Below are 25,971 nucleotides of genomic sequence, written 5' to 3'. Positions count from 1 at the left end.
ACGCACTCGCAATCATCCTCCAAACAGTCACCCCGCAGGAGTGTCAAAACCACTTCAGCGAGGCTGGATATGAACGGACTTAAAACAATCCCGCTCTAGGATCTTCGAAAAAAGGGGCGCAACACGCGCGACAATGAAACCCGTTTCGAAAGGCGCCATTTCGTTTGAATTGCACCTATGTTGCAGCTATCAATCTAGGCTATGCATTCGCTCGACGCCCAACAACGCCTCTTTACGACAAATCTGCTGTCGACCGGCCGCCAATGGCGCCGGGCGGTGGATATGGTCTTGAGTTCTCATGGCATTTCAGAAGCCTCGGCAACGCCGCTTCTGTGGATTGGCCGCCTTGGCGATGGCGTTCGACAGGTGGTGCTCGCCAGCCATGTCGGTATCGAGGGCCCCTCGCTTGTGCGGCTGCTCGACCAGCTGGAGTCCCTTGGCTTGGTTGTGCGCAAGGACGATCCGACGGATCGGCGCGCAAAGGGCCTATGGTTGACGACGGAAGGTGTCGCGCTGGCGGCTCGCATGGAGCGAATTCTCGACGATTTGCGCTCGAGAATATTGCGCGACGTCGATGAGGCCGATCTCGAAGCGGCAGTGCGCGTCCTTCAGGCATTCGACAACATCGATGTTTCCGAGCCAGCGCTTGCCGGCGACGAGCCCGGGGATGTGCGCTAGGCACAAGCGGAGACCGTCGCCCGCTCGGCCGCAATTCTGTTGCACGCTCTTCCGTACGTGCTAGATTTCGTCGAAACATGGCAAGCGTCTGTGTTGGTTGCATTTTTTGGCTCTGTCTGGCGGGTAGGGCGAATGAAGACTGCGAGTGCCTCATCAACAATCCACTACGGTGTCGAGCCGGGATTGCGCTTTGCGCTCCTGCTCGACGGACACGGCGGATGCCGACAGCTCGATATGGCAGGCGTTTGTGCCTGGAAGCCGGAAGACGGCGTGCTCTGGCTTCACTTCGAGAGGGATCATCCCGCGGCGGCGGAGTGGGTGGAGCGGCAGGGTGGCCTTGATCCCTTCGTGACCGAAGCGCTGCTTGAGGAAGAGACGCGGCCGCGCGTCGAGCCGGTCGATGACGGCTTGCTCATCATCCTGCGCGGCGTCTGCGCCACGGCACCGGAAGAAGTAGAGAATGGCAACCGAGAGATCGATCTTGTGCCGCTCCACCTATGGTCGGACTTCAACAGGCTGATTTCGCTGCGCGACAGCGGCCACTACATCATGGCCCTTCGCGACATTCGCCTGGCGTTGGAGAAAGGCAAGGGGCCGCAACGCACCGGCGACCTGCTGGCGCTGATCGGCGATAAGCTCGTGCGCGACCTTGAGCCGGTGCTGGATGGCATGGACGAAGAGGTCGACGAACTCGATGAAATGATCTTCCATGGCGATGCGAGTGAAGTCCGGGAGCGGCTGAAGCTCCTTCGCCGGCGCTCCGTGCAGCTTCGCCGCTATCTTGCGCCGCAACGCGATGCCCTGAATAGGATCGAGCACGACGATGCGCCCTGGCTGCTTGAACGAGACAAGCTGCGGCTTCGCGAGGTCATCGACAAGCTCATGCGCTTCATCGAGTATCTCGACGCGATCCGGGACCGGACAGGCATCCTGCACGACGACCTTTCGACCGTGATCAGCGAGCGGATTGCCCGCAACTCCAACCGACTGGCTGCGCTGGCGGCCCTGCTGCTGCCGCCGAGCGTCGTGGCGGGCTTGTTCGGGATGAATGTCGGCGGCATCCCCGGCGTCAACGATACCTGGGCCTTTGTGATCATTGTTGCCTTCGTGACGATCACGTCGATCGCGACCTTGTGGGCGCTACGCCGAATTGGCTGGTTGTAGGGAGATGCGATTCGCGGTTTGTTGCGTGTACTGTCACACGAAGATTTGACGAGCGCTGCGTTGCCTCATTTCTTGACAAGGGAATTCTCCCGGAAATATTTCTGTTGCGGATGTCACACGTCATCCGCGCGAAATATAAGGGTTCAGGTTCGGCATGATCGACACTCGCTTCTCGACAGCTCTGCAGATCGTCATCAGCGTTGCCGTGAATGAAGAAGCCGATCTTCGAACCACGAGCCAGTCGCTCGCGCAGGGGCTCGATACAAGCTCAAGCTTTGTCCGCAAGTTGCTGCTGCCGCTCAATGAAAGCGGCATTCTGGCGACATCGGCGGGTGGCAAGGGCGGTATTCGTCTGGCGCGTCCGCGAGACCAGATCCTGCTCAGCCAGATCTATGCTGCGGTAACCGGCGACAAGAGAATCTGGGCGACTCGCCACGACATTCCCCATGAAGGACTTGTGGGCGAAAACATCGGCGATCTCTCCGAGTTTCTTTGCGACCGGGCTGAAAAGGCGGTCGTGGACATGCTTGGTTCGGTGACGATTCAAGACAGCGTCTCTGAACTGCGCCGGCTTGAGGCGCAAAAAGCAGCTCTTCAGGGTACGACGGAAACAGGCCTCAATAGCAGCCGTCACGCTGCGGAATAAAACTCACCGACAAAAAAGAGGCGGCCAGGCAGGGAACCCGGACCACCTCTCCTAACTGATCGGAGGTCAATCTGATCAGAAACGATATGGAGCGCCGCAAATTCTCCTCGACCACTGTGGTCGTCGAGGAAAGATAGAATGCGGCGCTGCCGCTTCTTAGAACGCGCGCTGCAGGCGGAAGAAGCCGGTCGTTACATCGTCGCCGTTGTCCGGCTCGAAGTAGTTGACGGTTGCCTTGGCGTAGAGGTTGTCAACGATCTGGTAGTCAAGCGTTACGCCGACCTTCCATGCGTCGTTGCTGTCATCGAAATCACCGGTTGCCGTGTCGATACCGTAGTTGCCGTAGTACTGAACACCGGGGGTGATCTTGAACTTGTCGGTCGCCTTGATGGCGTATTCAGCAGCGAGAACCCATTCCGCCTTCTGGTAGTAGGAGTTCGGGCCAGACGAATAGATGCCTGCGAGGCCGAGCGTGCCCGGGCCAACCGCAACGGTACCCATGGCGCGAACTGCGCCTTCTTCGTTGTCGGTGTCGTAGCCAGCCGTGATCTGGTAGGTGAAGATACCAGCCTTGCCGCCGAGACCAACAGCTACGCCGATATTGTTGGGGGTTTCGCCAGCACCGAAGTAGCCGTCTTCCAGTTCGTCAACGCTGATACCAGCGTAGAAATCGCTGGCTTCGTACTGATAACGGAACGAGTTGTGCAGAGTAACCTTGCTGCCGATGTCATCCGTTTCGCCCGAGAGGCCGTCGTCCCACCAGCTGTAGAACAGACCAGCGCGGAAGCCGGCGACGTCGATGTAAGCGGAGTCGAGCACAGCGGCCTGCGACGAAGCGTTGTCCGCATTGGTCTGCAGGACGATAACGCCGGTGAGCGGGCCATACTCAGTGTCGCTCTTGGCGGTGAACTGGACCTGACCGCGGGTGTACATATCCCAGTCAGAGTCGTTGGCAACAGAGGTGCCGTTGCCGTTGGTCGCGCTGGCATTCGGGCCACCGTTGACCTGGGTACGGATGTAACCGCTGATCTTCAGGCAGGTTTCCGTGCCCGGGATGTAGAAGTAGCCGGTGCCGTAGGCGTCGCATACGCGGACGTATTCAACAGCTTCCGGTTCAGCGGCGACGATGGCGTCGGCAGCCTGGGCGCCCGATACGGCGGCCAGAGCCGCTGCCGAGCTGATGAGCATCATTCTAATAGTCATAGTTGAGTCCAATCTAATGTGGATTGGGCACAGGTCATCATTGCCGTAAACGGCCCTACCTACCCCAATTGTCAAACAAGCCCTCACGGGGACGTGATGTCTCCGCGCCGCCAAATTACATTTCCGAATAAATGTATCAATTATAGATACAGTCATAATTTGTTTTTTATTGCAGAGCAAAAACATCTGTTGCAGAAAGGCAACGGTGGCGTTCGACGCAATTCAGCCACGGTAGAAAACTGCTATTGGTCAATGACTTATAGCAGTTGTGTTTATCCGAGTAACAATGTTGCAGCGCAGCATTTTGCCTTCGGATGTCCGTTCCTTTGGTCAGTGAAGGCGGTCGCAGCGATCAGGATGCGACGCGTATTGCCTCCCCCACGGCTGCCGTCAGTGCGCGAATAATCGGGTCGGATCTGTTCAGAGACAGGCTGCCGTCCGCATCGACGATCCGGCCTAGCAATGCATGGATGCCTTCGCTGAAAAGGCGGCTTGCCTCCGCAGCTTCGAGACTTGCGAGCGTCGTCAGACCGACGACGCGAACGCCGTGAATGTCGACGACTTGATCCGGTTCCGTGACCGAGCAGTTGCCGCCGTCAGCGGCGGTCAGGTCGATTACAATCGTGCCCGGCGCAAGGCTGGACAATGCTTCTTCGTCGATTAGGATCGGGGGGCGCGCGCCCGGCAGGGTGGCGCCTGTGACGATCAATTGCTTGTCGATGAGTTGCGGCGTGATTCGGCGGCGTAGCGCGCTCATGTCTGCCGGGGACGGATTTGCCGAGAGGCCGATGCCGCCGAGAAGAAGTTTCGCGCCCAGCTTCTCGATCCTGTCTTGCGCGTCGTCGGAGAAGGCGATTGCATGCGTCATCGCGCCGAGGCGACGTGCGGTCGCAATCGCCTGCAGGCAAGACGTGTCGGCGCCAAGCGCCAGCATCTTGATGGGGCGCACAAAGCTGCCGTCGATCGTCAGCATCGATGGTGAGACGCCGAGCCGCCGCGCGGCTTCCAGAACCGCGGCGTGTCCACAGATGATCGCCTGCGTTGTCGAGACATCCATGCTGCCGGCATCCGGAAAGCCGGCAAGCCGTGAGAGGTTGAGCCGCGAAGGATGGCTCCTGCCTGCGTCGTCAGCCTCGATTGATCCGAGAAAGATGAGAATGGCGCGTTCGGGAGGCGCCCGGTCGATGTCCGGTTGGCGAACGGAGAGAATGATGTCGGACCGAGATCGAATGTCCTCGAACGAGGCCGGCTGTGCTCCGGCGGCGACATAGGCGTCATCGTCATGACCTGCGGCGATGCCGCAGCCACGTTCGAAGCGGATCGTCACGCGTGGGGAAAGACGGCGCACATCATCCGGCGTCAGCGCAACGCGACGCTCATCGGGAAAAGTCTCCCGAAGCAGTCCGATCTGGACGCGGATAGTGTTGTGCATTCATCGCTCTTCAAGAAGGTATTTCGGAGTGGTGCCGGAGCGATATAGGCGTTCTCCCCCATCGTTTTATGACAAATTTGTAATTATTTTCATCCCTCCGCGATATCTTTGCACAGGCGCTCAACTTTGGGTAAGTTACTGTTCGCGAAGACTTTCCGCCTGCTTGCATCAGGTAATTCTTGAATTGCGATCATGGCGAGAGATCAGGTTTTGCGTAAGCGCGTTTGGATGTAATGGTTTGTCCTGAAGCGCTTGGCTGCTGGAGGCATTTGTGAATTTCTATTCGGTTTATGATCAGGGATTTGTACGTGTAGCGGCATGTACGCCGAACTGCGAAATCGGGGATCCCGATTTCAACGCAGCCGCGACCTTGGAGCTTGCGCGGCAGGGGCATGCGCAGGGCGTCGCCCTCATGGTCTTTCCAGAGCTTGGCATTTCCGGCTATTCCATCGACGACCTGCTTGGCCAGGATGCACTGCTCAAGGCGGTCGAAGCCTCGCTTGCCGAGATCGTTCGGGCCAGCCGGGATCTGACGCCGGTGCTACTCGTCGGCGCGCCGCTGCATAGCGAGGGGCGGCTCTTCAACTGCGCCGTTGCCATCCATGCGGGACGCGTGCTCGGCGTCGTTCCGAAGATGTTTCCGCCAAATTACCGTGAGTTCTACGAAAAGCGGTGGTTTGCGTCCGGCCGCAGCGTGCGTGGCCAGCAGATCCGCGTCGCGGGCCAGGTCGTGCCGTTCGGCGTCGATGTGATTTTTGCAGCCGAAGACGTCGCTGATTTCGTGTTTCACATCGAGATCTGCGAGGACCTCTGGGCGCCTGCACCGCCGAGCGATTTCGGTGCGCTTGCGGGTGCACTGATCCTCACCAATCTTTCCGCGAGCAATATTACGGTTGGCAAGGCGGACACGCGCAAGCTGCTGTGCTCGGCGCAATCGGCGCGTAGCTGGTCGGCCTATGTCTATTCAGCGGCCGGTCCGGGCGAATCAACAACCGACCTTGCATGGGATGGCCAAGCCTGCATCTACGAACTCGGCAGCCTGCTTGCGGAAACAGAGCGGTTTCCGACGACATCGCAGATGTGCGTGGCGGATATCGATGTCGAGCGGTTGCGCCTCGAGCGGCTGCGGACCGGCACGTTCAACGATGCCGCCACGCTCAACCTCGGCCCGGATCGCGAGTTCCGGCGGGTCTCGTTCGCGTTCAAGAAGCCTGAAGGCGATATCGGGCTGAAGCGAGATGTCGCGCGCTTCCCGTTCGTGCCCGCAGACGAGGGGCGGCTCGATCAGGATTGCTACGAAACCTTCAACATTCAGGTGCAGGGCTTGATGAAGCGGCTGCGCTCGACCGGTATCAAGCGCCTTTGCCTCGGTATCTCGGGTGGTCTCGATTCGACCCATGCGCTGCTGGTTGCCGCGCGCGCTTATGATCAGCTCGGCTGGCCGCGTTCGGATATCCTTTGCTTCACGATGCCCGGTTTCGCCACGGGGGATGCCACCAAGTCGAATGCGTGGGCGCTGATGCGCAGCATGGGCGTGACCGCCGAGGAAGTGGATATACGTCCGCTGGCGCTGCAACTTCTCAAGGACCTGAAGCACCCGTTCACGGATGGCGAACCGGTCTATGACATCACGTTCGAGAACGTTCAGGCCGGCTTGCGGACGGATTTCCTGTTCCGCGCGGCCAACCAGCGTAACGCGCTGGTGCTCGGCACGGGCGATCTCTCCGAGATCGGGCTTGGTTGGTCGACCTACGGCGTCGGCGACCAGATGAGTCATTATAATGTCAACGCATCGATCCCGAAGACGCTTATTCAGCATCTGATCCGCTGGGTTATCCGCACCGGCGATTTCGATGCCGAGGCAAAAGCAACGCTCGAGCGCATTCTCGATACGCTGATTTCACCCGAGCTGGTTCCAGCCGACGAGAATGGCGTGATGCAAAGCACCGAGGATAAGATCGGACCCTACGACCTCCACGACTTCGCGCTGTATTACACGACGCGTTTCGGTCTTCGTCCGTCGAAGGTGGCCTTCCTTGCCTACAAGGCATGGCACGATGCCGGCGCCGGCGTCTGGCCGCCGCATTTTCCGGCCGACAAGCGCCGGAGCTTCGATCTGTCCACGATCAAGCATTGGATGGAAGTCTTTCTGTTCCGTTTCTTCACGATCAGTCAGTTCAAGCGCTCGGCCTCGCCGAACGGGCCGAAAGTTACATCGGGCGGCTCGCTTTCGCCGCGCGGAGACTGGCGTGCGCCATCGGATGGCAACGCGCGAATATGGCTGAAAGAACTGAAAGCCAATGTGCCTGATGTCAAAGACTGATGGACTGAGTTGACCACCTTTGCCTTGCCGGGGAGGACCGGTGCGGTAAATATGGGATGACGTGCAAACGCCCGGAGGTCTTCGTCATGAGAGATTGCCGTTCTGAAAATCTTCCGCGCTATGAAGTCTTCCAGGAATTCCCCGGTCGATGGGCGGTCATGGATACCATGACCTCACTGCCCGCTGCGACGGACGGACGCGATTTGGTCGGTCTGACAAAGCAGGATGCCGAGGATATTGCGAGAGAGTTGAACAGCAGCGATGCCCAGGGACTCGATCCGCTGATCTGATTTGTCCAGCTTGGGGCGGCTGGCGGCGCTACCTTTGTTCCCGTGCCGTCATGAGCTGCAAAGAACCGGTTCCCGTGACTATTGGACGTGGGCAAAGTTACTAAATTTATTGCCGAAGCAAGATCAAAAAATCCAAGTCCAGGCAAAACGTGGATATAAACTATATAAAAGATAGCTATTTGTTGTGCGTTCATCGTTTTGGCGTTATTTGCTGGTTAGGGGATGGAATACAGGGTGCGAGGCATAGAAAATGCTGACGAAAAAAGGGAAGTATGGGCTGAAGGCTCTGGTCGATCTGGCGCGGCTGGCGCCGGGCGAAACCGCCTTCATCAATGACGTTGCCGCACGCAACAATATTCCGAAGAAGTTTCTCGACACGATCCTGCTCGAGTTGCGCAATGTCGGTATCCTTCGCTCGAAGAAAGGACCCGGCGGCGGTTATTCGCTATCGCGTCCAGCAACCGAAATTCGCATCGGTCATGTCATCCGTACGCTCGACGGTCCGCTCGCGCCGATCCGCTGCGCCAGCCGCACCGCTTATGAGGCATGCGACGACTGTTCGGATCCCGAAACCTGTCAGGTGCGTCGCTCCATGACCGAGGTACGCGACGCGATTGCCGACATTCTAGACAACATGACGCTGGCTCAATTCGTGGCCTCCGGCGGCAAGCTCGACGATGCCCCGGAAGAACTGCCGATTTCAGCCGTCAGCTGAGCTGTTGCGGATTTCACTGAAATAGTGCCCTGCGATGCCCGAATAGAATTCGTTCACGGGCTGAGCCAGCCCGTGAATGCGGGCGTTTCGCCAGTGCCGATCGAGATTACGACCGATGCCGGCCGCGTCGTCCCCTGAAAGCGCGAACAATGCGTTGGCGGTTTCGAGTGCTGCCGAACTTGCGGTGATCTGGGCGGCGGACGCGGCGTAGAACGCGCTTTCGACGAGCTTCTGCGATGACGAGACCTGCGCGACATCGAGCTTTCGGCCCGCACTTTCCACGAGCGCGGCGGCTGCCTCTATCGTGACGACCAGTTTGCCGATCTCCGCAAGACGCGGCGATGCCGCCAGGTTTGCCAGGACCGCCCTGGCGATCCCAAGGCTGGTGCCGGCGTGCAGGAGAGCTGTGATTGCGTCGACAATCGAGGGGGAGGGTGTTGCGATGGCAGACGTTGCATCCGCGGTCACCAGAGTGCCATCAGCGATTATGGTGGCGCCGCCGTTCGTTCTCTGTCCCAAGCCGTCCCAGTCGTCGATGATGCGCAGGCCCTCGGCTTCCCGCGGCAGGTAGAGCACCAGATTCTGAATTTCGTTCTTGCTCGTTATTGCAAACCAGTCTGCGAAAAGCAGAGCGGGGGCCGGGGTGCTTCGACCAGCCAATCGATAACCGCCTCCTGCAGACGCCACGGCGTCCGGTTCGGCAAAGCATGCGCTGGCGAAGCGTTCGCCTGCCAGCGCGTGGGCGAAGAGGGAGGATCTCAATTCGTCATCGGCAAGAATACGGACCTGTTCTAGGACGCGGAAGTGCAGCTCAAGACACTCGGCGACCGACGAGTCGCCCTCCGCAATGATGGCGACGATTTCGCCGAGCAGGGCGTTGGAAACGTCGAGCCCTTCATGCTCGGGAGGGATGGTGATAGCCGTCAGGCCGGACTGGGAGAGCTGATCGAGCTCCGCATAGGGGAGAATGCGATTGATGTCGCGTTCACTCGCTTGTTGCGCGAATGCTGTCGCAAGCCTTCGGGCGATCGCGATCGCCTCTTCCTCGCTTTCAATTCTATGCGCCACCGGCCTTTGCCGGTTGTGAAACTGCGAAACGGTTCCCATCGGCAACCTCTCTGTTCCCAGCAGTCTGAGGGATCACATTTCTGAAGATAAGGTGCGTTTTTCTACAAGTAGGCATGGTATTGAAATTTTCTTATCCGCTTGATTGTCGCCGCAAGCCCGGTAGTTATGGCGTCGCGTCTCGGTGAAACCTTGGCGGGCGTCATCCTGAAAATCAGGTCGTCAAATTCCTATGCAGTGAGAGGTCTTACATGACACCGAACGGCCGCACACGGCTTACACTTGATCCCGGTGACATGCCGATCTACGCGATCGGTGACATCCACGGCAGGCATGATCTGCTGCAACAGGCCGAGCGAGCGATCGTCGATGACGCTGCAATGCTGCCGGGTCGCAAGCTGATCATCACACTCGGCGACTATATCGATCGGGGGCCGTCCTCCGCTCAGGTCATCTCGCATCTGATGACCTCGCCGCCTGAGAATTTCGATCGCATCTGCCTGACGGGAAACCACGAAACCACCATGCTCGATTACCTCGACGGGCTGATTTCATTTTCCGACTGGATGCCGATGGGCTCCGATGCGCTGCTGAGATCCTACGGGCTTGATCCCGAGCAGTTGCCGCGGATTTTTCCGACGGCCGCCAAGCTGGATGACTTTATCCGGCAATCCATACCGACGTCGCATATCGAGTTCCTGCGATCGCTGCCGATCCTGATCGACACGCCCGATATCCTGTTCGTCCATGCCGGGATCGATCCGGCACGGCCACTTGAAGACCAGGACGACGAGGACCTGGTCTTCATTCGCCAGCGCTTTATCAACAGCGCGCTACCCTTGCCGAAGCTGGTCGTGCACGGACATACGCCGGTCGAACAGCCCGATGTGCGGGCAAGCCGTCTCAACATCGACACCGGCGCCTACAAGAGCGACCGCCTCACGGTCGCTCGTCTGTGGCGTGGACGAGTGCACCTGTTCTCGACCTGATCAGGCGCCGGCTTCAGCCGGCTGCCGGGGCTTCGGTGCTTCGTCGGTGTAGTAGCTCACATATTTCTGGCGGTAACGTTCCGCGCCGCCGAAGTTGGTGAACTTGCCGAGCTCGGTCATGTCAGTCTTGTTCAGGATCACACCCAGGATCTTGGATTTGATCTGCGGTTCCGCGTTGAGCAGGTCACGCACGACATTGGTCGGTGTCGCACCCCATTCGGTCACGAACAGGAAGCCATCGACCTGCGGCGCGAAGGCCTTGGCATCGATGACAGGCCCGAGCGGTGCAAGGTCGACGACGATGTAGTCGAACATCTTCCGCGCGTTCTCCATGAGATTGAACATGCCCTGCGAGGCCAGAAGTTCGCTGGTATGCATCAGGTGATCGTTCGGCAGAACCGGAAGGATCGCGAGCTTCGTCACCGGATCGACCTTGACCGCGCTCGCCCAAGGGACTTCGCCAAGAACAGCTTCGACGAGGCCGTGCTGCGGCGGCTTCTTGAGCATGCGTGTCAGGCCGGGGTTGCGAAGGTCGGCGTCTATCAGAAGCGTGCGCTTGCCGCTTGATGCCAGAAGGGCCGCGAAGTTCGCGGACGTGGTGGACTTGCCTTCGCCCGGCATTGCCGAGACCACGCCGATGACACGGTCGGACTTGCCCTGGAACATGACGTCGCTGGCAAGCTTGGCGTTACGCAGGGTCTCGGCAAAGACTGAACGAGGCGCTTCGAGCACGACGCGCATGATGCGTTCGAATGTTGCGTCGCTGTTATCGGGCTCGGGTGTGACGACCTTCGCCGGCGTTTGAGCGCGAGGCCGGAAGATCTTGTTCTCGCGTGGCCCCTTGGTGACCAGAGGCAGGTAACCGAGAAACTTGAGGCCAAGGATGGTGCGGACATCTCCCTCCACGCGGAAGAAGCGCTCGCGGAATTCCTGGAAGACGGTCAGGGCGCCGCCGGCCATCAATCCGAGGACGATCGCCAAGCCGAGCGTCATGGTCTTCTTCGGGCTGGACGGCGACACCGGTACGCCCGCCTCCGAGATGACGCGAGCCTTGGCGATGGGGAAGGACTGCTGCTGCGAGGCTTCCTCGTATTTTCCGAGGTAGGATTCGTAGAGCGTCTTCAATGCCGTTGCGCGTTGCTCGAGATCATTCAGCTGGACAAGCGACCGATCGGCCTCCGAATTCTTGCCCGTGAGGTGATCGATATTCTGGCGCAGCGATGCCTCGCGCGAACGGGCGACTTCAAACTCGTTGCGGTAGCTCGCGGTCAGCTGCTGAAGTTCCTGGTAGATCTGGTTGGTCAGATCCTGTTTCTCCGAGCGCAGTGCGACGGCTTGCGGGTGGTCCTCGCCGAAATTCGCGGTCACTTCCTGTTCGCGCTTGCTGACGGAAATGTAGCGTGTGCGGAGATCCTGAATCACGGTGTTGTCGGTCTGGCTGGACGAGATCGCGGCGTTCTTCACAGCACTATCCGGTCCAAGATCAACGATGGATTTGAACTGGTTGTAGCGCGCCGAAGTGCTGGCGGCATCGGCCTGGGCAACGATCAGCTGCTTGTTGAGGTCGGCAAGCTGCTGCTCCGACATCAGTTCACCATTGGCCGAGGTCAACCCGTTGTCTGACTTGAACTTCGCGACATCAAGGGCTGCCTGTTGCGACCGCTCCCTGAGGTCGGTCAGACGCTGCTGGAGCCAGACCGACGCGCTTTCGGTCGCGTCGAAATTGGCATTCAGCTGGTCGCTGAGATAGGCGGTTGCGTATGCCTTGGTGATGCGGGCCGCGAGCAGCCGGTCGGTCGAACGGAAGGAAACGGCGAGAACCGCGCTTCGGTTGACTCGCGATACGGTGACGGCGTCCTGAAGCAGGGATGCGGCCTTCTGGCGGCGGCCGTTGCGCTCGTCGTCCTCGTTGGCCGGTGGCTTGCCTGGCAGCAGCGCGCTCATGATCAGCTTCACGCCCGACTTCACGAGGGCAACCGGCGACTGCGGCGGATCAAGGAGCGTGTCGTTGTCCTGAAGCTTTTCGGCATCGACGACGCGAAGCGCGAGCTGGTTCGACTTCAGGATTTCGACGGCGCTGGCGATCTGCATGTCCACTTGCTGCGAATTCGCGATCGGTGGCTGATCCTGGGCATATTTGGTCATGCTGTCATCGAGCAGGATCTGTGTCATCGATGTGTATTGCGAGGTGGAGAAGAGCAGATAGACGACCGCAACGGCGACCATCGCTCCGACGCAAAGGGCGATCGACCCGGCGCGGCGTATCACGATGGCAATCAGGCGGTCGATGTCGATGAAGGAATCGCTGTCGTCGGCCGCTTTCGGCAGAGTGCTGTGCAAGGTCAGGTTCCGTTGGTTCATGGCTCTATCCTTTGCGGGAGCGGGCGCCATCGATGGCTGTGAGGTCGGCTTGCTGGCCAATCAGTTTGCGGAGCGGCGCAAGTGCGCGCTCAAGTCGTGCTGCGATCGGCATCCTCAGATGCGCGACGGCTGACGGGTTGCTCCATGCTGTACTGATCGCTCCTGAGATCGACCGGTCTTTGATATGCTGGACGAGGATCAGGAACGCATGTCCCCGGCGCAGGCTTCGTGTCCTGAATTCCTGCGCGGCCGAAGCCTCCGCATCCAGCGGGTAATTTCGAAGGAAGGTCTTATCGCCTTCGATCATGGCGTCGATGTGATGCAGGGCGAGAACCCGGGAAATCGAGCCCTCGCGGATATGGTAGTCATAGCCGGGGACGGGCTCGATCACGCATTGTGCGCCGAGCGCCATCGCGCCGGCGAAGAAGAGATAGTCTTCGCCGATCCTCAACGCCTCGTCGAAGCGAAGCGCATGGCTTTCGACGAAAGCTCGCTGAAAGATGGGCTTGAGATATCCGAAATTATGCGTCGTTTGAAACAGGGCGTTGGAGCGGATGAAGACGGGGAGGGTCAGCTCCGGTGTCCGCGACAGGTTATGTTCGGCGAACATCGTTTCCGGCGGCGTACCATCGGCCCTGACCACCCGAAGATTGTCGACCGCGATCTGGGCACCAGCGGCTTCGGCGCGCTTGATCATGCGCTGCAGCCTGTCCGGCTCTACCATGTCGTCCGAATCGAGGACGGCAAGCCATCGGCCGGTCGCTGCCGCGATCGCCGCGTTGCGGGCCGCGGATGGTCCGCCGTTGCGGGCAAGCGCCACCAGCCGGACATCGGCTGCCTGGTAGCTTTCCGCAACAGCTCTTGTCTCGTCGGTGGAGCAGTCATCAGCGACGATGACCTCGACCGAAACGCCGCGCTGGGCAAGCGCGCTGTCGATCGCCTTGGCAAGCGTCCCGGCGGCGTTATAGGCGGCGATGATGAAGCTGACGTCGGGCTGGGTTTGCGTCATGCAGCCTCCGCCGTTCCATATTGGCGGATCTCACGGACGCCGAGCAGGCCGCTGACGACGCCGGAATGCATGACGCCGCGAAGGGCATAGCGGTAGCGGGGAACCGCGGAAAAGACGCATCCCAGTGCCGCCGCATAGCAGAAACCGGCCTTGGCCAAGGCCAGTCCGACCGTCTTGATCCGCTTCAGACCCGGGCTCTTTTCCTGCAGTAACCGGCCGTGGGTCTGGCCGAAGCGGAAGCGGCGCTTGGCGAGCCATACCAGATCGGCGCGGTTTTCCGTGACGGGTTCATAGACATAGGCGTTCTCGGCATAGGCAATCATGCCGCCCTCGGCATGCATATGGCTGAAGAACTCCGTGTCCTCGCCGCCGGTTTTGCCAAGCGCGAGGTTGAAGCGGCGACCGGCCACGGTCGGTGAGGCGAGCCGCAGAAGGACATTGCAGGTGTAGCCCGTTCGAATTTCGCCGGCGACCCACACTGGTAGTGTCGAGTGGAAGTCTCCCTCGCGCATCCATGCGGGAGCAGTCTGGGAATAGACGCTGCGAACAGGGCCGAGCACGGCATCCGCCTTGGTCGCTTTCGCCGTTGCCAGCAGTTCGACCAGCCATTCCTCGCTGGCATCCTCGTCGTCATCTATGAAAGCAAGGAAGTCGCCGGTCGCATGATCCAGGCAGGCGTTGCGGGCGATCGAGATGTTCGAGGCCGGGCAATGAACATAGGCGATCTTGTGGGGCACGGTATGCCGCAGGGCATCGACGCGCGCCTGGGCGCTCGGGGTCTTGTCGTTGTCGGCAACGATGATCCGCAACGCGGCGCCTTCGGGAACGGCGAGAACGGCAAGCGAGAGCAGTGCTTCATGCAGCGAAGCGCGCCGGTAAGTGCAAATGCCGATATCGATCTGGATGGTTTTGGTCATGAGGACGCCTTTCGTCCGCGGAAACTCAGAAGCTCCATCCAGAAGCCGGCAGACCAGGCGAAGTGCATGACCATAGCGGAGACTGCGGCCAACGGGCCGTAGGGGTTGCGCTGCCCGACGGCCATCCAGAAGCCGTAGCCCACGCAGGCAACGGCCCAGAGGCTGAACGGAATGACGGCGGCCCAGTTCAGGACGGCAAGGAAGGCGCCAATGAACACCGGAACGACGAGAAGGGGTAGCAGCTGGCGCAGGCTCGGCATGCTGCCGTGCTTCAGAATGTTCTTCGCCCGGCCGCGGCCGTAACCGAGATACTGGCGAAACAGCGTGGCGACGCTGGAGCGCGGATAATAGATCATCCGTGTCTTGTCAGTCATCCAGATGCCGAAACCCGCCTTCTTCAGGCGGTAGTCCAGTTCCGCGTCCTCGTTGTGGCTGAACGTTTCGTCGTATCCGCCGACGGTATCAAAGGCGGCGATGCGCATCAGCGCGTGGTGGCCATGGTTGGTCCAGTGGCCCTTGGCACCCTCACGGTGTTTCGAGCCGCCGTTGCCGAGCTTGGAATTCTGCGCGAATGCGGTCGCCTTCTGGAATGTGCCGAAGCCGACCGTCTGCATTGCCACGACAACCGAGTCAGCTTGCGTTTCGACGGCTTCCTGGACGAGGCGGCGGCAATAGTCGGCGGGATAGTCGCCATGCGCGTCGATGCGGATCATGTAGTCGTAGTCGCGCCCGAAGGTGGCGACCGCCAGGTTGATGGCGGCGCTCTGGATTCGGCGCGGATTGTCCAGCAGGACGATGCGAGGATCGATTGCGCTCGTGCGCGCGACGATCTCGCGTGTCGCATCCTTGCTGCCGCCGTCGGCAACCACGATCTGCGCATTGAGATCATCGAGTTCGGTGCTCAGTTTGCCGAGCAGGGGCTCGATGTGTTTCTCTTCGTTCAGGCAAGGGATGATGATGAGGCTGGAGACGCTGCTACACACATCAGACTTCATGTTTGTCCACCCTTCTGGAGCTGCTGTTTCTGAAAGAATTGCACCGGCTTCGCCCCTCTCTGCGATGGCCGGAACAAGGCGGGAAAGGCTTGCGACGAGCGCTTCGCAATCGCTGCGGTCGGCAAGCCATGTCTTGCGGTCCTGGGCGGCGACGGCCTCGCTCAAGGCGTGATATCGCTCGCCGGTCATGGTCTCGAAGAGAGCCTGTAGGCCGGATGCGCTCGCTTCGGAAAGAGCAACGCCGATGTCTTTTGCGTGCAGGAAGCGTGCGGTCTGCGTGCCGTCCAAGGCAATCGGAACGGTGCCGTAAAGGCAGCCCTCGTAGAGCCGGTTCGGCAAGAGCCAGCTGGAGTTCAGACCTTCCTCGAAGAAGTCGATGGCCCAGGAAAAGTGGACGTCGTCGTAGATGGCCCGGAGATCTTCCGGGTTTCGATATGGCCCTTCGAAACGCAGATAGGGCTCGTCGCGCACGAAGCTGTCGAAGTCCTCGAACTCCGAATAGGCGGGGCGACCGCGCAACACGATTTCCACCCGTCCTTCCATGCGGCGGGAGAAATCCGCCAGCAGGGCAAGCGACTTGCGGCAGCGAAGCGCGCCGAACCAACCGATTTTCCAAGGCTGACCGGGTTGCTTGAGAGGCCGTACGATCGATGGTTCCGGCCCTGAGGCGTCGAGTGCTAGGACCTTGTTTTCGATCAGCAGGGTCTCCGCACGGACGCCTGAGTGAGGCGCGAAATAATTCTCGATGAACGCAGGAGAGCTGGTCATGATCAGTCTGGCATTTCGGCCGAAGAATGCCTCGGCCCGCCGCATCGCTTTGCCGGCGAAATCGCCGCGCGACAGCAGACGGTGGATGTCCAGGCACTCGTAGACGACAGGAACATCGCCGCCGAACAGGGTGTTGGCGCGATCGGCGATGGCAAGCGCTTCGAGATTTCGGCCGATGATGACGTCCGGCTTGCCGGTATTCTTGAGCAGGCTTTTCAACGCCGTCATGGCTTTCGCGACAGCGGCCATACGCTGGGCGAACCGCGCGTCGGCGGTGCGCCCGAGCTCGATCGGCGTCAGTCCGTGCACTTCGGCGAGGCGGTTTTCGCCGCGCCGAAAGCCGGCGAGCGTCACCTCGGCACCGCCCTCGCGCAGCATCAGCACCCGCCGCCGGACGGCCGGGTCAGCCAGATCGTGCACGAGATAGAGGACTTTGAGCATAGAGATGTCTTCTCCGTTGCGAGCCGGTGGCATCGTTTAGTTGAGCGTGCAGGCGATGGATTGGGGGAACTGGCACGGGGCTCCGGCGGCCGTATAGGCAAGTCGCTCGACTTCCAGCGTGGCCGGCTGCGTATAGGCAAAGCGGCCCATCCAGTTCGACAGCGTGTCCGTCCCCCAGAGGCTGAAGAAGATTTTCTGCGGGTTGGTCGGGATTTTCGACGGGTCGGTCACGTCCTGCACGAGCCTGCCGTTGAGATAGTAGCGCAAACGGCCGGGTTCCCAGACGAAGGCATAGTCGTTGAAACCTTCATCCGCCTTGCTGCCGACGGGGACGAGCTTCTCGTTTCCGCCCTTGGCCTTCACGTATTGATTGACCTGTACCTGACTGGTGTTCTTTCCGAGCACCTCGAAGTCGATCTCGTCGTGGTCCTTCTTGTCCGCCGGGCCGATGTAGGTGAAGAACGCGGAATTCAGGCCGGAGCCCGTGCCGGCCTTCATGCGTGCTTCATAGGTTCCGTAGCCGTATCGCTTGGTCGTCTGGATCTCGCCGCAGAGGTACTTGCGATCCTTCGACTGTCCTTCCGTGAAGGAAAGATGCAGGGAGCCGCCTTCGACTTTCACCTGGTTCTTCGACCAGGTGCAGTTCTGATGGGCACCGTTGTTCCAACCGTCGGAGACATACCAGGCGCTGCGGTCGAGCTTGTCGAAGTTTTCGACGAAGGAGCCGCCGGCTTGTTGGGCGACAGCCGACGAGGCTCCGAGAACGAGGACGCCGAGCAGGCCAAGAGTGGGGGAAAGTGTTCGCGCATGGGCGATTTTGGTCGTCATGTGTCACCTTCGCTGTGAAATGAATTCGGAAGAGATCGTCGCTGCCGTTGCAGGCGCTTCAGTCCGTTTTTTCGTGCGTCCGCCAGTCAGCGTCGCATAGAGGCGAGGCGCGATCGTTCGGCAGAGGTTGTTGGAAACCGCAAGAACCGGAAACAGCAACGCCAGCGAGCCCAGGAAGAACAGCGGATAGACGCTGACCCCTCCCTTGCCCCAGACGATCCAGAGAAAAAGCAGCAGGGGATAGTGCGCGCAGAAGATCCAGAAGCTGAGGCTTCCGGTTTTCGAGAGGCGCTGGCCGATCTGGGTTTTGATCAGCAACGCGGATAGCAGCCAGAAGCCGAGGGCGCCGACAATTGCCAGCGTGTTACGGAACAATTGTACCCAATCGGGCATCGATGGACCGGTCAGGTAGATGATCGTAGCAAGCAGCGCAGAGCTCGCAAGCAGAAGTGCCACGCCAACAGGCGCATAACGGTCAAGCGCCTTCAGATCGATCTTATACAGGCCGATGTAGATACCGAGGCTGAAGCTGAAGAGGATCGAGCGCTTGAGGACGATGTAGAGCGACAGTTCCGGAACGAGCGCCAGCACCAGCAGCACCGACAGCGTCAGCAACGGCACGCGGCGGATCAGCCAGGCGAGCAGCGGAGACAGCAGGATGCAGACGAACAGATCGCGCAGGAAGTAGAGCGGAACGTTGACCGGGAAGTCCTCCGTCGCAAAGAGCTGCGTCATCAGATCGCGTGCGGTTGCGTGCCATGGGTCCGGCACATAGCCGTTGCCCAGACCGAAACCGAGCGCCACGACGATTGCGAGAAAGAACGCGCTGTTCCACAGCAGAAACGGCAGCAGCACCGTCTGCGACTTGGTTCGCACGGTCTTCAGATAGCTGAAGCTCTCCAGCCCGCTGCGAAACAGCAGATAACCGGAGATTGCACTCAAACACGGCACACCGACACGGAAGAGCGCTTCCGTCAGAAACACCCTGAACCAGTCGAAAATCCCGTAAGTCCCGTTGAAAGCACTATTTGCTGCATCAAACGGTATATGAACAAACACGATGCCCGAAATGAGCACTATGCGCATCAAGTTGATCCGCGAGGAAACGTTTGCATCAACATTCACGTTATCAGTCACCCCTTTTGGGTCGCACCTCCCTCGCGACCGTTTCAATCAGAGCAGACCCGAGCCCGCAGGCGAGAAGCTAGGGCGGATTCGCGGAATAAAATATGGCACTGCAGCAAAAAGTGATCGTCGGCCCCGGTTTGAAACGTTTGCTACCTGCCGTTACGGAAGCTCTTTTGGCGCTCCAGCGAGCGTCGCGAGCCGCTGTCTATGTCAACGTCAGCAGTGCATTCAAGAAAATGGTTATATTCATTGGGTTAGCTGTTCGCCGCCGGCCGGCGAACACGAAAGTTTTTGTCGACTGGTGACGAATGTTACAATGTTAGAGACCTCGCAGACTGCTTTTTGTGGCAGGAATGGGGCAAATAGCAGCTTGCAGCTGCATTTTGAGGCGGCTGTTCGTGAATCGGTTGTTTGTCCGCTTTGACAAATTTCGGACGAAATGCCCCTGATGATTGTGCGCTGCAGCAGCTTGTGGCCGATCCCTCGGCCGCTATATGCGCGGACTGAAGCACCAATTCGAACCTCTCAAGGAGAGAGTATGGCGACTTTCACGATCATCATCCCGTTCTATCAGCGGGAGGACGGGATCCTCAGGCGGGCGCTGGCGTCGGCCTTTTCGCAAACTTTCCAGGACTTCGACATCATCGTTGTCGACGACCAGTCGCCGTATCCGGTGGCCAGCGAACTTGCGCCGCTTCCCGAGGAGGAACGTGCGCGAATCACCGTTGTCAGCCAGCCGAACGCCGGCCCGGGTGGAGCGCGCAATACCGGCCTCGATCATGTTGCCGGTCAGACGAGCTATGTGGCGTTCCTCGATTCGGACGATATCTGGACGCCCAACCATCTGGAGAATGCCTTTGCCGCGATGCAGACGCTCGGTGGCGATTGCTACTGGGCCTCGATCGAGGGTGGCGAGGAATTCGACTACCACTTCGGAATTGCGGCGCTGGAGCAAGTCGAAGGCGCGCGCCGGGTGATGGAAAAGCCCGTCGTCCTTGACGTGCCCGACATTGCCGGGGTCATGGTCAACAACTGGGCCTTCCTGCACATGTCATGCATGGTCATCGGTCGGCCGTTGATCGAGACCGTTCGCTTCGATGCGGCGTTGCGTCTGGCGGCCGAGGATGTGCTGTACTTCTGCGATTGCATGCTCGCGGCGAAGCAGGTGCTGCTCTGCGCCGAGGCCGGCGCGCTGCGCGGGGAGGGGATCAACATCTTCCACGGCGTCGACAACACGTCGCCGGAGTTCCTGAAGCAGCAATTCATCACCTGGATGGCGCTCGATCGGCTCGAGACCCGCTTCGCGCGCCGTCCGCGCGAGATCGAGGCTATCAAGGCGCACAAGATGATGGCGCGCAGGCAGGCCGTCTGGAGTCAGATCGGGGTTCTGCGCCGGCGCGGACGTCCTGATTTCAAGTTGCTGGCGCGCTGGGTGGCGCAGGATCCGCGCCTGTTGCAAAGCGCCCTGCAGCTCGCCGTGGGCAAGCTCGCCAAGTAGCTTTCGCTACTTGGCCTGGGCCGGCAGAAGATATCGCAAACGCTCGCCTTCAATCGTGACCGAGACGCCGGCCGGGTTGCGCCAGCGCTCGGTCTTGTCGGCGAGAATGCCGCCGGCGATGGCCGGAAAAGCGCCCGGATGCTTCAGCACATGGGCGATGGCCGCGACCGGGCCTGTTTGGGACTTGATATCCAGGAACCGGCGTAGCTCGTACTTCCCGCGCACGTGGCGTTCGTGCCGCCGTACCGCCGCGGCCGCAGGTCGGGGCAGCTCGGATGTCGCAAGAAGCGCGCGGTCAGCTTCATAGAGCCGTTGCAGATCACCGGTGCGGTGGCTGCCGCTGAGCGAGTTGCTGCGAACGACCGCTCCATAGCCGCAGCTATGGATGACCTTGTACCGGGCGCCCAGCGCCAATGCGCGGATATAGAGATCGTAATCCTCGCCGAGGCGCATGTCCTCGCGATATCGCAATCCATGCTTGTCGAGAAACGAGCGGCGCATGACCGGCTTGAGGAAGCCGATCTCGCCTCGCCGAACGCCGCGCTTGGAGATGTTGCCGTCCACGAAGGTCGTAAGGTCAAGGAAAAGCGGATCCTCGTCGAAGTCGTCCAGCTTCTCGGAGGCGAGGGCGGCCGCATCGGCATCGACGAAGGCAATGTTGTCAGCCACGAACTCCCAGTCATCCTCCGCAAGCATTCGACGGAACCGCTCTTCGAAGAAGAAGTCGTCGGCATCGAGAATGGCGATCAGGGGAGCGGAAGAGATGTCGATCGCGTGGTTGCGGGCGGCTGATGGGCCCTTGTTGACGTCGAATCGGACCACATGAAGTCTGCCGCTTGCGTCGTCGCCCCGCTTCGCAGCGTCTGCGGTGCCATCGGTCGATCCGTCATCGACCACGATGACTTCGGCCACTTCCTGCTCGCGAAGGGCTGATCTGACAGCGGTTTCGATGGTATCGGCCGCATTCTTGGCGGCGATGATGACACAGGTGCTTGCCGTTTGAGCCACACTCTACCTCCGTTGTTTCGCCCCAGAACTAGGACGTCGGGCGACGGCAGACAACGGATCGGACTTCACATGATGTTACGGGCCGATCTCCGCGGCCAGGGCGTCGTGGCGGGACGACGGCGATTCGATTCTCAGCGGTTGAAGGGTTCGGAGCCCTTGAACGGCGAGACAGGCAGCTTTTCCGGCTCTTCGCTGCGTGCCGATGCGTTCTTGTTCACGTTCCGGCTCCGGGACTCTTTCCACACGAGATACAGCACGCCGCCGAAATAGCCGGCCTGAAGCAGGACAGCGCAGATCGCCGTCTTGATAAGTGCGCTGGAAAGAGAGCCGCCCAGCCAATAAGTCGCGATTGCAAAAACCGCCAATGCGCCGAGCATGCTGACGAAAACGCGAGGTGCATACATATGTTGCCTCCCCATCGGAGCCGTCATTCAATGAACAACCATTGAATACGACCGCCCCATCAGGACCTTTGGTAGACACGTTTTACAGGACTTCTTGATTTAACAGAAGCTCTGGAGACGTTATTTGCGTCTGCGGTACCGGTAGTACAAGCACGATCTTAAATGTTTGTTCCGGGGATTGGTAAAAATACCACTTATGACGATTTCTCGCATTTTTCGAAGCAAACGCAACGAGATGGCTGCGTCGTTCTCGAATGTGGCGAAACTGGCGACGGATCGTATCGACCGCGCCACAATTCCCTGCCGCATCAGCTGCCGCTTGGGCGTTTTACGTTCAACTTTTATTACAAAGTTTTAATTTCAAACGTTTCGTTTGTGCCCTGCGAAATCAATGTTGCGATGCAATAAAAATCTGTCCGGCAAGATCAAAAACACCCCTTGTGCAGAAGCGAACGATCAAATGGATGATTTCGCCGACAGATGTCGCAATGACTTAGACTTCAGTATTTTTGCGCGGTCAAGCAACTGACGTTCAGGTTGTTTTGTTGTGCAAAGATCAATTCAAGAATGTCCGACAAATGTAAAATTGTTTCAGTGATTGCTGAAAGACAAAAAGGTGAACAGCACCCTATCAAAACCGTTCGGAAACGTTTGGTTTTAAAAATGTGGCTTAAAAAAACAAAATCCGCTCATACACTTCAAACTCGTCAGCGCTAGCTAAGCGTCCTGAGCCTACCGACCAAACGGCAAACATAAGTGGAGTTACCTCTATGAAGTCTGCGACGAGATCGGACAGTTCGCCATTCTATGGCGCAGTTCACGAAAGGGTGTTTCCGCCCACCGGCGGATTCGCAAAACGGGCATTCGATGTGTCCGCTGCCTGCATCGGGCTACTGTTTCTCAGCCCGATTTTTCTTATGGTGATGCTCCTTGTGAAGCTCACGGACCGAGGTCCGGCCTTCTATGGGCATCGTCGTATCGGCCATAACGGCCAGGAATTCCGTTGCCTGAAGTTTCGGACAATGGTGACCAATGGCGACAAGGTTCTGCAGGAGCACCTGCGAAACAACCCGCAAGCCATGGAAGAATGGCGTGCAACGCGCAAGCTGCAGAATGACCCCCGGGTCACTGCCGTTGGTGCGGTGTTGCGCAAGCTGAGCCTTGATGAGCTGCCCCAGCTCTTCAACATCATTCGCGGCGAAATGAGCATCGTCGGACCGCGTCCCGTCGTTCAAGACGAACTTGAAATGTACGAGCATGCGGCCGTTTATTATCTGCAATCGCGTCCGGGCCTTACTGGCCTCTGGCAGGTCAGCGGACGAAACGATGTTTCCTACGCAGCCCGCGTCGCTTTCGACACCCACTATGTCGAGAACTGGTCGTTGGTCCGGGATGTCGTGATTATCGCACGCACCATCCCCGCCGTTTGCGCTCAGCGCGGCAGCTACTAGCTGCTTCTTCTTCCAAGCTCCACGAGCAAACGCGCGGCAACGCCTTGAGCCTTGTCGTGCCGTAACACGGGGAAAGTTATGAATAGACGCTTCTTTGGCGGCAAGGCCGGGCGAACCCGTGCCCTGCAATCCGGCATCGCGCTTGCGGCCGGGTTGAATGCCTTTCTGTTATCAACGTGCATTGCCAGCGCCGATGACTATCGGCTCGGGGTGATGGACAAGCTGAAGATCCGGGTTGCCGAATGGCAGACGGCGGATGGAACGATCCGCGACTGGTCAGTCGTCAGCGGCGACTACGCGGTAGGTCCGTCGGGCAGTATTTCGCTGCCGTTCGTCGGCGATGTGCCGGCGTCTGGAAAGACGACGGACGCGATCGCGCAGGAAATCGGCTCTGCGTTGCAGAAGCAATTCGCCTTGAAGGATCGACCGTCCGCTTCCGTCGAGCTGTCGGAGTTCCGGCCGGTCTATCTTTCCGGTGACGTGGAAAAGCCGGGTGAATACCCGTTTGCGCCGAATCTCACGGTCGTCAAGGCCGTGAGCATCGCCGGCGGTCTTCGCCGCGCCGATGCGGGGCAACGCTTCGCCCGCGACTTCATCAATGCCAAGGGCGATGCCGTCGTCTACATGGCGGATCGCGCACGGCTTCTCGTGAAGCAAGCGCGCCTGAAGGCCGAAACGGCCAACCAGGATACGATCGAGATGCCCGCGGAGCTGCGCGACAAGCCTGAAGCAAAGGCTCTGCTCGCAAGCGAGACGGCACTCATGACGTCACGCAGGAAGCGGCTGACGCTGCAGCTGCAGGCGCTCGACGATCTGCGCGCGCTGCTGCAAAGCGAAGTCGAGACGCTGGCGAAGAAGACCGAGACACAGAACCGCCAGCTGCAGCTGGCGACGGAAGATCGCGACAAGGTCGAGGATCTGGCGGAGAGGGGCCTCGCGCTCAGCGCCCGCAAGATGTCGGCCGAGCAGCGTGCCGCCGACATCGAGGCCACTCTTCTCGATATCGACACGAACTCGCTGAAGGCCAAGCAGGATATCAGCAAGGCCAACCAGGACGAGATCACGCTCAAGAACGACTGGGACGCCCAACTGGCGCAGGAACTCCAGAATGCCGATGCGCAGCTGGACGAGCTCAACCTGAAGCTTGGAACGAGCAATTCGCTGATGTCGGAGGCGTTGACGCAGTCGACGGATGCGGCTCGTTTCGACGGGACCACAGGCGCTGCAAGCATCGCCTACTCGATCATCCGCGAAGTCGATGGAAAGCCGAAGGAAATCCCGGTGCAGGAGAACACTGCACTGCAGCCCGGCGACCTGATCAAGGTCACTGCCGGTCTGTACATGAGGTAACGAGGCCCAATGCGTATCGCTAAGTCGGCGCTCATCCAGCCCGGCGGGAATGCGGCCTATGCCATTCCCGCCGTGGCGCTGTCACTGTTCTGTTTCGCCTACTCGATCAAGTTCGGTCAGGTGGCGATCCTGCTTTATTATGCGCTGTGGTTGCCGCTGATTGCCGTTGATTACAAGAAGGTACTCGGCAGCTACGGCCGCTACATGTGGATTTTCGCGTTTGCGACGCTGGCGTTCCTGTCGGTCTTCTGGTCGGCGGTCCCCAGCGTGTCGCTGCGCGCCAGCATTCAATATCTGACACAGGTGATCTGCGCGCTGATCGCGGTGCGGGTTCTCGATGTCAGGACGCTGACTGTCGGCATGATTGCCGGCGTCGGCATCGTCCTCGTCTACTCCCTGCTGTTCGGTTACTACGAATACGATCCGCTCGACGGCACCTTCAGCTTCGTCGGGGCCTTTGCTTCCAAGAACCAGCTTGGGTTCTATGCGTCGCTGGGGCTGATCGTCTGCTTCGCTGCGGTGTTCATCTTCGGTGAGCGCCGCCTCTGGATGGCGGCTGCCGGTGTCGTCGGCCTATTGTCCGCCTACTGCCTCCTTGCCTGCCAGTCGGCAACATCGGTCCTGACCACCGTCGTGGTGATCGCGCTGATCGTGGGGCTTCGGGTCGTGCTGGCGCTGACGCCCAATCAACGCAAGCTCCTGGTCGTGGGCGGCGGCGTTGCGGTCATCGTTCTGGCAGTGGCGGGTGTCTATCTCGGTGCCGTCGATGCCGTGCTCGGTATTTTCGGCAAGGATTCCACGCTGACCGGCCGAACCTATCTCTGGCAACAGGGGATCGAGGCGGCGCAGCAGAATCCGATTTTCGGCGTTGGCTACCAGGCCTATTGGGTCCAGGGGTTTTCGGAGGCCGAGCGTCTGTGGGAAGAGTTCTTCATCGGCTCGCGCAGCGGCTTCCACTTCCACAACACCTATATCGAGACGGCCGTGGAACTTGGCCTAGCGGGCGTGATCACACTTGCCCTAACGCTGCTCCGGATCCTGTGGGGGCATCTGCGCCGCCTGATCGAGGACATCAGGAACGACGAATCCTACCTGCTGTTCGCTATCGCGGTGCTGCTCACGATCCGCTCCTTTGTCGAGATCGACATCCTGACACCCTACAATGTCGGGACATTCCTTTTCTATTTTGCAGCCGGGAAATTGGCCGCCCCTCGACGCTTGCCGGCTGCCGGCAACTGGCGTCGGCAAAGGCTGCCAGAACCGGTGATGCCATAACGTCATTTGCATTTCAGACCGGCGTTGATCGGT

Annotated in this window: 23 protein-coding genes and 1 pseudogene; 12 read left to right on the top strand and 12 right to left on the bottom strand. The window is 59.7% G+C overall.

Annotated elements, in window-relative coordinates; all coding sequences use genetic code 11:
• Positions 1-201 precede the first annotated feature (201 nt).
• The 3 genes from A6U87_RS10665 to A6U87_RS10655 all read left to right on the top strand — a co-directional run bounded on the left by A6U87_RS10665 (position 202) and on the right by A6U87_RS10655 (position 2,488).
• Complete coding sequence (locus A6U87_RS10665; protein ID WP_065691238.1) at positions 202-678, top strand: MarR family winged helix-turn-helix transcriptional regulator; 477 nt, start codon at positions 202-204, stop codon at positions 676-678.
• 132 nt (positions 679-810) lie between these two features.
• Positions 811-1,842 (top strand): CorA family divalent cation transporter, encoded by a 1,032-nt coding sequence (locus A6U87_RS10660; protein WP_065691237.1) that lies wholly within the window; start codon positions 811-813, stop codon positions 1,840-1,842.
• A 154-nt stretch (positions 1,843-1,996) separates the two neighbouring features.
• Entirely contained in the window at positions 1,997-2,488 is a 492-nt protein-coding gene (locus A6U87_RS10655) for an Rrf2 family transcriptional regulator (RefSeq protein ID WP_065691236.1), read from the top strand.
• Positions 2,489-2,644: 156 nt separating this feature from the next.
• On the opposite strand, the gene A6U87_RS10650 is transcribed toward A6U87_RS10655, so the two are convergent.
• Both A6U87_RS10650 and A6U87_RS10645 read right to left on the bottom strand, forming a co-directional pair.
• The gene (locus A6U87_RS10650) at positions 2,645-3,691 is read right to left on the bottom strand and encodes a porin (RefSeq protein ID WP_065691235.1); all 1,047 of its coding nucleotides are present in this window, start codon (positions 3,689-3,691) and stop codon (positions 2,645-2,647) included.
• 352 nt (positions 3,692-4,043) lie between these two features.
• Positions 4,044-5,123, bottom strand: a complete 1,080-nt coding sequence (locus A6U87_RS10645; RefSeq protein ID WP_065691234.1) for an NAD/NADP transhydrogenase subunit alpha — start codon at positions 5,121-5,123, stop codon at positions 4,044-4,046.
• Between the two features lie 271 nt (positions 5,124-5,394).
• Between A6U87_RS10645 and A6U87_RS10640 the strand changes: the two genes are divergently transcribed.
• The 3 genes from A6U87_RS10640 (at position 5,395) to A6U87_RS10630 (ending at position 8,451) form a co-directional block, all read left to right on the top strand.
• Positions 5,395-7,446 (top strand): NAD(+) synthase, encoded by a 2,052-nt coding sequence (locus tag A6U87_RS10640; RefSeq protein WP_065691233.1) that lies wholly within the window; start codon positions 5,395-5,397, stop codon positions 7,444-7,446.
• An 86-nt stretch (positions 7,447-7,532) separates the two neighbouring features.
• Positions 7,533-7,736 carry a hypothetical protein gene (locus tag A6U87_RS10635; RefSeq protein WP_065691248.1) on the top strand — a complete coding sequence of 68 codons (204 nt, stop codon included), beginning with the start codon at positions 7,533-7,535 and terminating at the stop codon, positions 7,734-7,736.
• A gap of 250 nt (positions 7,737-7,986) precedes the next feature.
• Positions 7,987-8,451, top strand: a complete 465-nt coding sequence (locus A6U87_RS10630; protein WP_065691232.1) for an Rrf2 family transcriptional regulator — start codon at positions 7,987-7,989, stop codon at positions 8,449-8,451.
• On the opposite strand, the gene A6U87_RS10625 is transcribed toward A6U87_RS10630, so the two are convergent.
• Positions 8,437-9,558: an acyl-CoA dehydrogenase family protein gene (locus tag A6U87_RS10625; RefSeq protein WP_065691231.1), complete on the bottom strand. Its 1,122-nt coding sequence runs from the start codon at positions 9,556-9,558 to the stop codon at positions 8,437-8,439. The two genes, A6U87_RS10630 and A6U87_RS10625, sit on opposite strands and share 15 nt — an antisense overlap.
• Before the next feature lie 209 nt (positions 9,559-9,767).
• On the opposite strand from A6U87_RS10625, the gene A6U87_RS10620 reads away from it, so the two are divergent.
• Positions 9,768-10,505 (top strand): metallophosphoesterase family protein, encoded by a 738-nt coding sequence (locus tag A6U87_RS10620; protein WP_065691230.1) that lies wholly within the window; start codon positions 9,768-9,770, stop codon positions 10,503-10,505.
• Here the strand turns inward: A6U87_RS10620 and A6U87_RS10615 are convergent, their stop codons facing one another.
• From A6U87_RS10615 to A6U87_RS10590, 7 genes and pseudogenes are all read right to left on the bottom strand, one after another.
• A complete protein-coding gene (locus A6U87_RS10615) occupies positions 10,506-12,866 on the bottom strand; it encodes a polysaccharide biosynthesis tyrosine autokinase (protein ID WP_065691229.1) in 2,361 nt (786 codons plus the stop codon). It lies immediately after the preceding gene.
• 4 nt (positions 12,867-12,870) lie between these two features.
• Positions 12,871-13,875: a glycosyltransferase family 2 protein gene (locus A6U87_RS10610; RefSeq protein WP_065691228.1), complete on the bottom strand. Its 1,005-nt coding sequence runs from the start codon at positions 13,873-13,875 to the stop codon at positions 12,871-12,873.
• Positions 13,872-14,792 (bottom strand): glycosyltransferase family 2 protein, encoded by a 921-nt coding sequence (locus A6U87_RS10605; RefSeq protein WP_065691227.1) that lies wholly within the window; start codon positions 14,790-14,792, stop codon positions 13,872-13,874. The genes A6U87_RS10610 and A6U87_RS10605 overlap by 4 nt, the downstream gene beginning before the upstream one ends.
• Complete coding sequence (locus A6U87_RS30110) at positions 14,789-15,787, bottom strand: glycosyltransferase family 2 protein (protein ID WP_065691247.1); 999 nt, start codon at positions 15,785-15,787, stop codon at positions 14,789-14,791. The genes A6U87_RS10605 and A6U87_RS30110 overlap by 4 nt, the downstream gene beginning before the upstream one ends.
• A gap of 75 nt (positions 15,788-15,862) precedes the next feature.
• A pseudogene (locus A6U87_RS30630) lies at positions 15,863-16,996 on the bottom strand (glycosyltransferase); the annotation flags it as partial.
• Between the two features lie 36 nt (positions 16,997-17,032).
• Positions 17,033-17,824 (bottom strand): glycoside hydrolase family 16 protein, encoded by a 792-nt coding sequence (locus A6U87_RS10595; RefSeq protein ID WP_065691226.1) that lies wholly within the window; start codon positions 17,822-17,824, stop codon positions 17,033-17,035.
• Between the two features lie 3 nt (positions 17,825-17,827).
• Positions 17,828-18,910: an acyltransferase gene (locus tag A6U87_RS10590; protein ID WP_198928694.1), complete on the bottom strand. Its 1,083-nt coding sequence runs from the start codon at positions 18,908-18,910 to the stop codon at positions 17,828-17,830.
• A 143-nt stretch (positions 18,911-19,053) separates the two neighbouring features.
• Between A6U87_RS10590 and A6U87_RS10585 the strand changes: the two genes are divergently transcribed.
• Together A6U87_RS10585 and A6U87_RS10580 are read left to right on the top strand one after the other, a co-directional pair.
• A complete protein-coding gene (locus A6U87_RS10585; protein ID WP_065691224.1) occupies positions 19,054-19,257 on the top strand; it encodes a hypothetical protein in 204 nt (67 codons plus the stop codon).
• Positions 19,258-19,490: 233 nt separating this feature from the next.
• On the top strand, positions 19,491-20,450 hold the full coding sequence (locus A6U87_RS10580) for a glycosyltransferase (protein WP_065691223.1): 960 nt from the start codon (positions 19,491-19,493) through the stop codon (positions 20,448-20,450).
• Positions 20,451-20,456: 6 nt separating this feature from the next.
• Here A6U87_RS10580 and A6U87_RS10575 read toward each other — a convergent pair whose 3' ends face one another.
• Positions 20,457-21,458 carry a glycosyltransferase gene (locus tag A6U87_RS10575; RefSeq protein ID WP_065691222.1) on the bottom strand — a complete coding sequence of 334 codons (1,002 nt, stop codon included), beginning with the start codon at positions 21,456-21,458 and terminating at the stop codon, positions 20,457-20,459.
• A 131-nt stretch (positions 21,459-21,589) separates the two neighbouring features.
• Positions 21,590-21,862, bottom strand: coding sequence for an exopolysaccharide production repressor protein (locus A6U87_RS10570; protein ID WP_065691221.1), 273 nt, complete (start codon positions 21,860-21,862; stop codon positions 21,590-21,592).
• A gap of 770 nt (positions 21,863-22,632) precedes the next feature.
• On the opposite strand from A6U87_RS10570, the gene A6U87_RS10565 reads away from it, so the two are divergent.
• From A6U87_RS10565 to A6U87_RS10555, 3 genes are all read left to right on the top strand, one after another.
• Positions 22,633-23,313, top strand: a complete 681-nt coding sequence (locus A6U87_RS10565) for a sugar transferase (RefSeq protein WP_065691220.1) — start codon at positions 22,633-22,635, stop codon at positions 23,311-23,313.
• Between the two features lie 78 nt (positions 23,314-23,391).
• Positions 23,392-24,663 (top strand): polysaccharide biosynthesis/export family protein, encoded by a 1,272-nt coding sequence (locus A6U87_RS10560; RefSeq protein ID WP_065691219.1) that lies wholly within the window; start codon positions 23,392-23,394, stop codon positions 24,661-24,663.
• A 9-nt stretch (positions 24,664-24,672) separates the two neighbouring features.
• Complete coding sequence (locus tag A6U87_RS10555) at positions 24,673-25,938, top strand: O-antigen ligase (protein ID WP_065691218.1); 1,266 nt, start codon at positions 24,673-24,675, stop codon at positions 25,936-25,938.
• Positions 25,939-25,971: the final 33 nt, after the last annotated feature.

The sequence above is a fragment of the Rhizobium sp. AC44/96 genome, assembly GCF_001692185.1.
In the GTDB taxonomy this organism is placed as follows: domain Bacteria; phylum Pseudomonadota; class Alphaproteobacteria; order Rhizobiales; family Rhizobiaceae; genus Rhizobium.
Note: the sequence above shows the minus strand (reverse complement) of the source record. Positions and strands in the feature narration are given on the sequence as shown.

Coding starts and splice junctions, on each gene's coding strand:
- A6U87_RS10655 (WP_065691236.1), top strand. CDS start 1,997: ATGATCGACACTCGCTTCTCGACAGCTCTGCAGATCGTCATCAGCGTT.
- A6U87_RS10555 (WP_065691218.1), top strand. CDS start 24,673: ATGCGTATCGCTAAGTCGGCGCTCATCCAGCCCGGCGGGAATGCGGCC.
- A6U87_RS10590 (WP_198928694.1), bottom strand. CDS start 18,910: ATGCGCATAGTGCTCATTTCGGGCATCGTGTTTGTTCATATACCGTTT.
- A6U87_RS10595 (WP_065691226.1), bottom strand. CDS start 17,824: ATGACGACCAAAATCGCCCATGCGCGAACACTTTCCCCCACTCTTGGC.
- A6U87_RS30110 (WP_065691247.1), bottom strand. CDS start 15,787: ATGAAGTCTGATGTGTGTAGCAGCGTCTCCAGCCTCATCATCATCCCT.
- A6U87_RS10660 (WP_065691237.1), top strand. CDS start 811: ATGAAGACTGCGAGTGCCTCATCAACAATCCACTACGGTGTCGAGCCG.
- A6U87_RS10610 (WP_065691228.1), bottom strand. CDS start 13,875: ATGACGCAAACCCAGCCCGACGTCAGCTTCATCATCGCCGCCTATAAC.
- A6U87_RS10635 (WP_065691248.1), top strand. CDS start 7,533: ATGAGAGATTGCCGTTCTGAAAATCTTCCGCGCTATGAAGTCTTCCAG.
- A6U87_RS10650 (WP_065691235.1), bottom strand. CDS start 3,691: ATGACTATTAGAATGATGCTCATCAGCTCGGCAGCGGCTCTGGCCGCC.
- A6U87_RS10605 (WP_065691227.1), bottom strand. CDS start 14,792: ATGACCAAAACCATCCAGATCGATATCGGCATTTGCACTTACCGGCGC.
- A6U87_RS10565 (WP_065691220.1), top strand. CDS start 22,633: ATGAAGTCTGCGACGAGATCGGACAGTTCGCCATTCTATGGCGCAGTT.
- A6U87_RS10665 (WP_065691238.1), top strand. CDS start 202: ATGCATTCGCTCGACGCCCAACAACGCCTCTTTACGACAAATCTGCTG.
- A6U87_RS10580 (WP_065691223.1), top strand. CDS start 19,491: ATGGCGACTTTCACGATCATCATCCCGTTCTATCAGCGGGAGGACGGG.
- A6U87_RS10630 (WP_065691232.1), top strand. CDS start 7,987: ATGCTGACGAAAAAAGGGAAGTATGGGCTGAAGGCTCTGGTCGATCTG.
- A6U87_RS10570 (WP_065691221.1), bottom strand. CDS start 21,862: ATGTATGCACCTCGCGTTTTCGTCAGCATGCTCGGCGCATTGGCGGTT.
- A6U87_RS10560 (WP_065691219.1), top strand. CDS start 23,392: ATGAATAGACGCTTCTTTGGCGGCAAGGCCGGGCGAACCCGTGCCCTG.
- A6U87_RS10645 (WP_065691234.1), bottom strand. CDS start 5,123: ATGCACAACACTATCCGCGTCCAGATCGGACTGCTTCGGGAGACTTTT.
- A6U87_RS10585 (WP_065691224.1), top strand. CDS start 19,054: ATGGCACTGCAGCAAAAAGTGATCGTCGGCCCCGGTTTGAAACGTTTG.
- A6U87_RS10620 (WP_065691230.1), top strand. CDS start 9,768: ATGACACCGAACGGCCGCACACGGCTTACACTTGATCCCGGTGACATG.
- A6U87_RS10615 (WP_065691229.1), bottom strand. CDS start 12,866: ATGAACCAACGGAACCTGACCTTGCACAGCACTCTGCCGAAAGCGGCC.
- A6U87_RS10625 (WP_065691231.1), bottom strand. CDS start 9,558: ATGGGAACCGTTTCGCAGTTTCACAACCGGCAAAGGCCGGTGGCGCAT.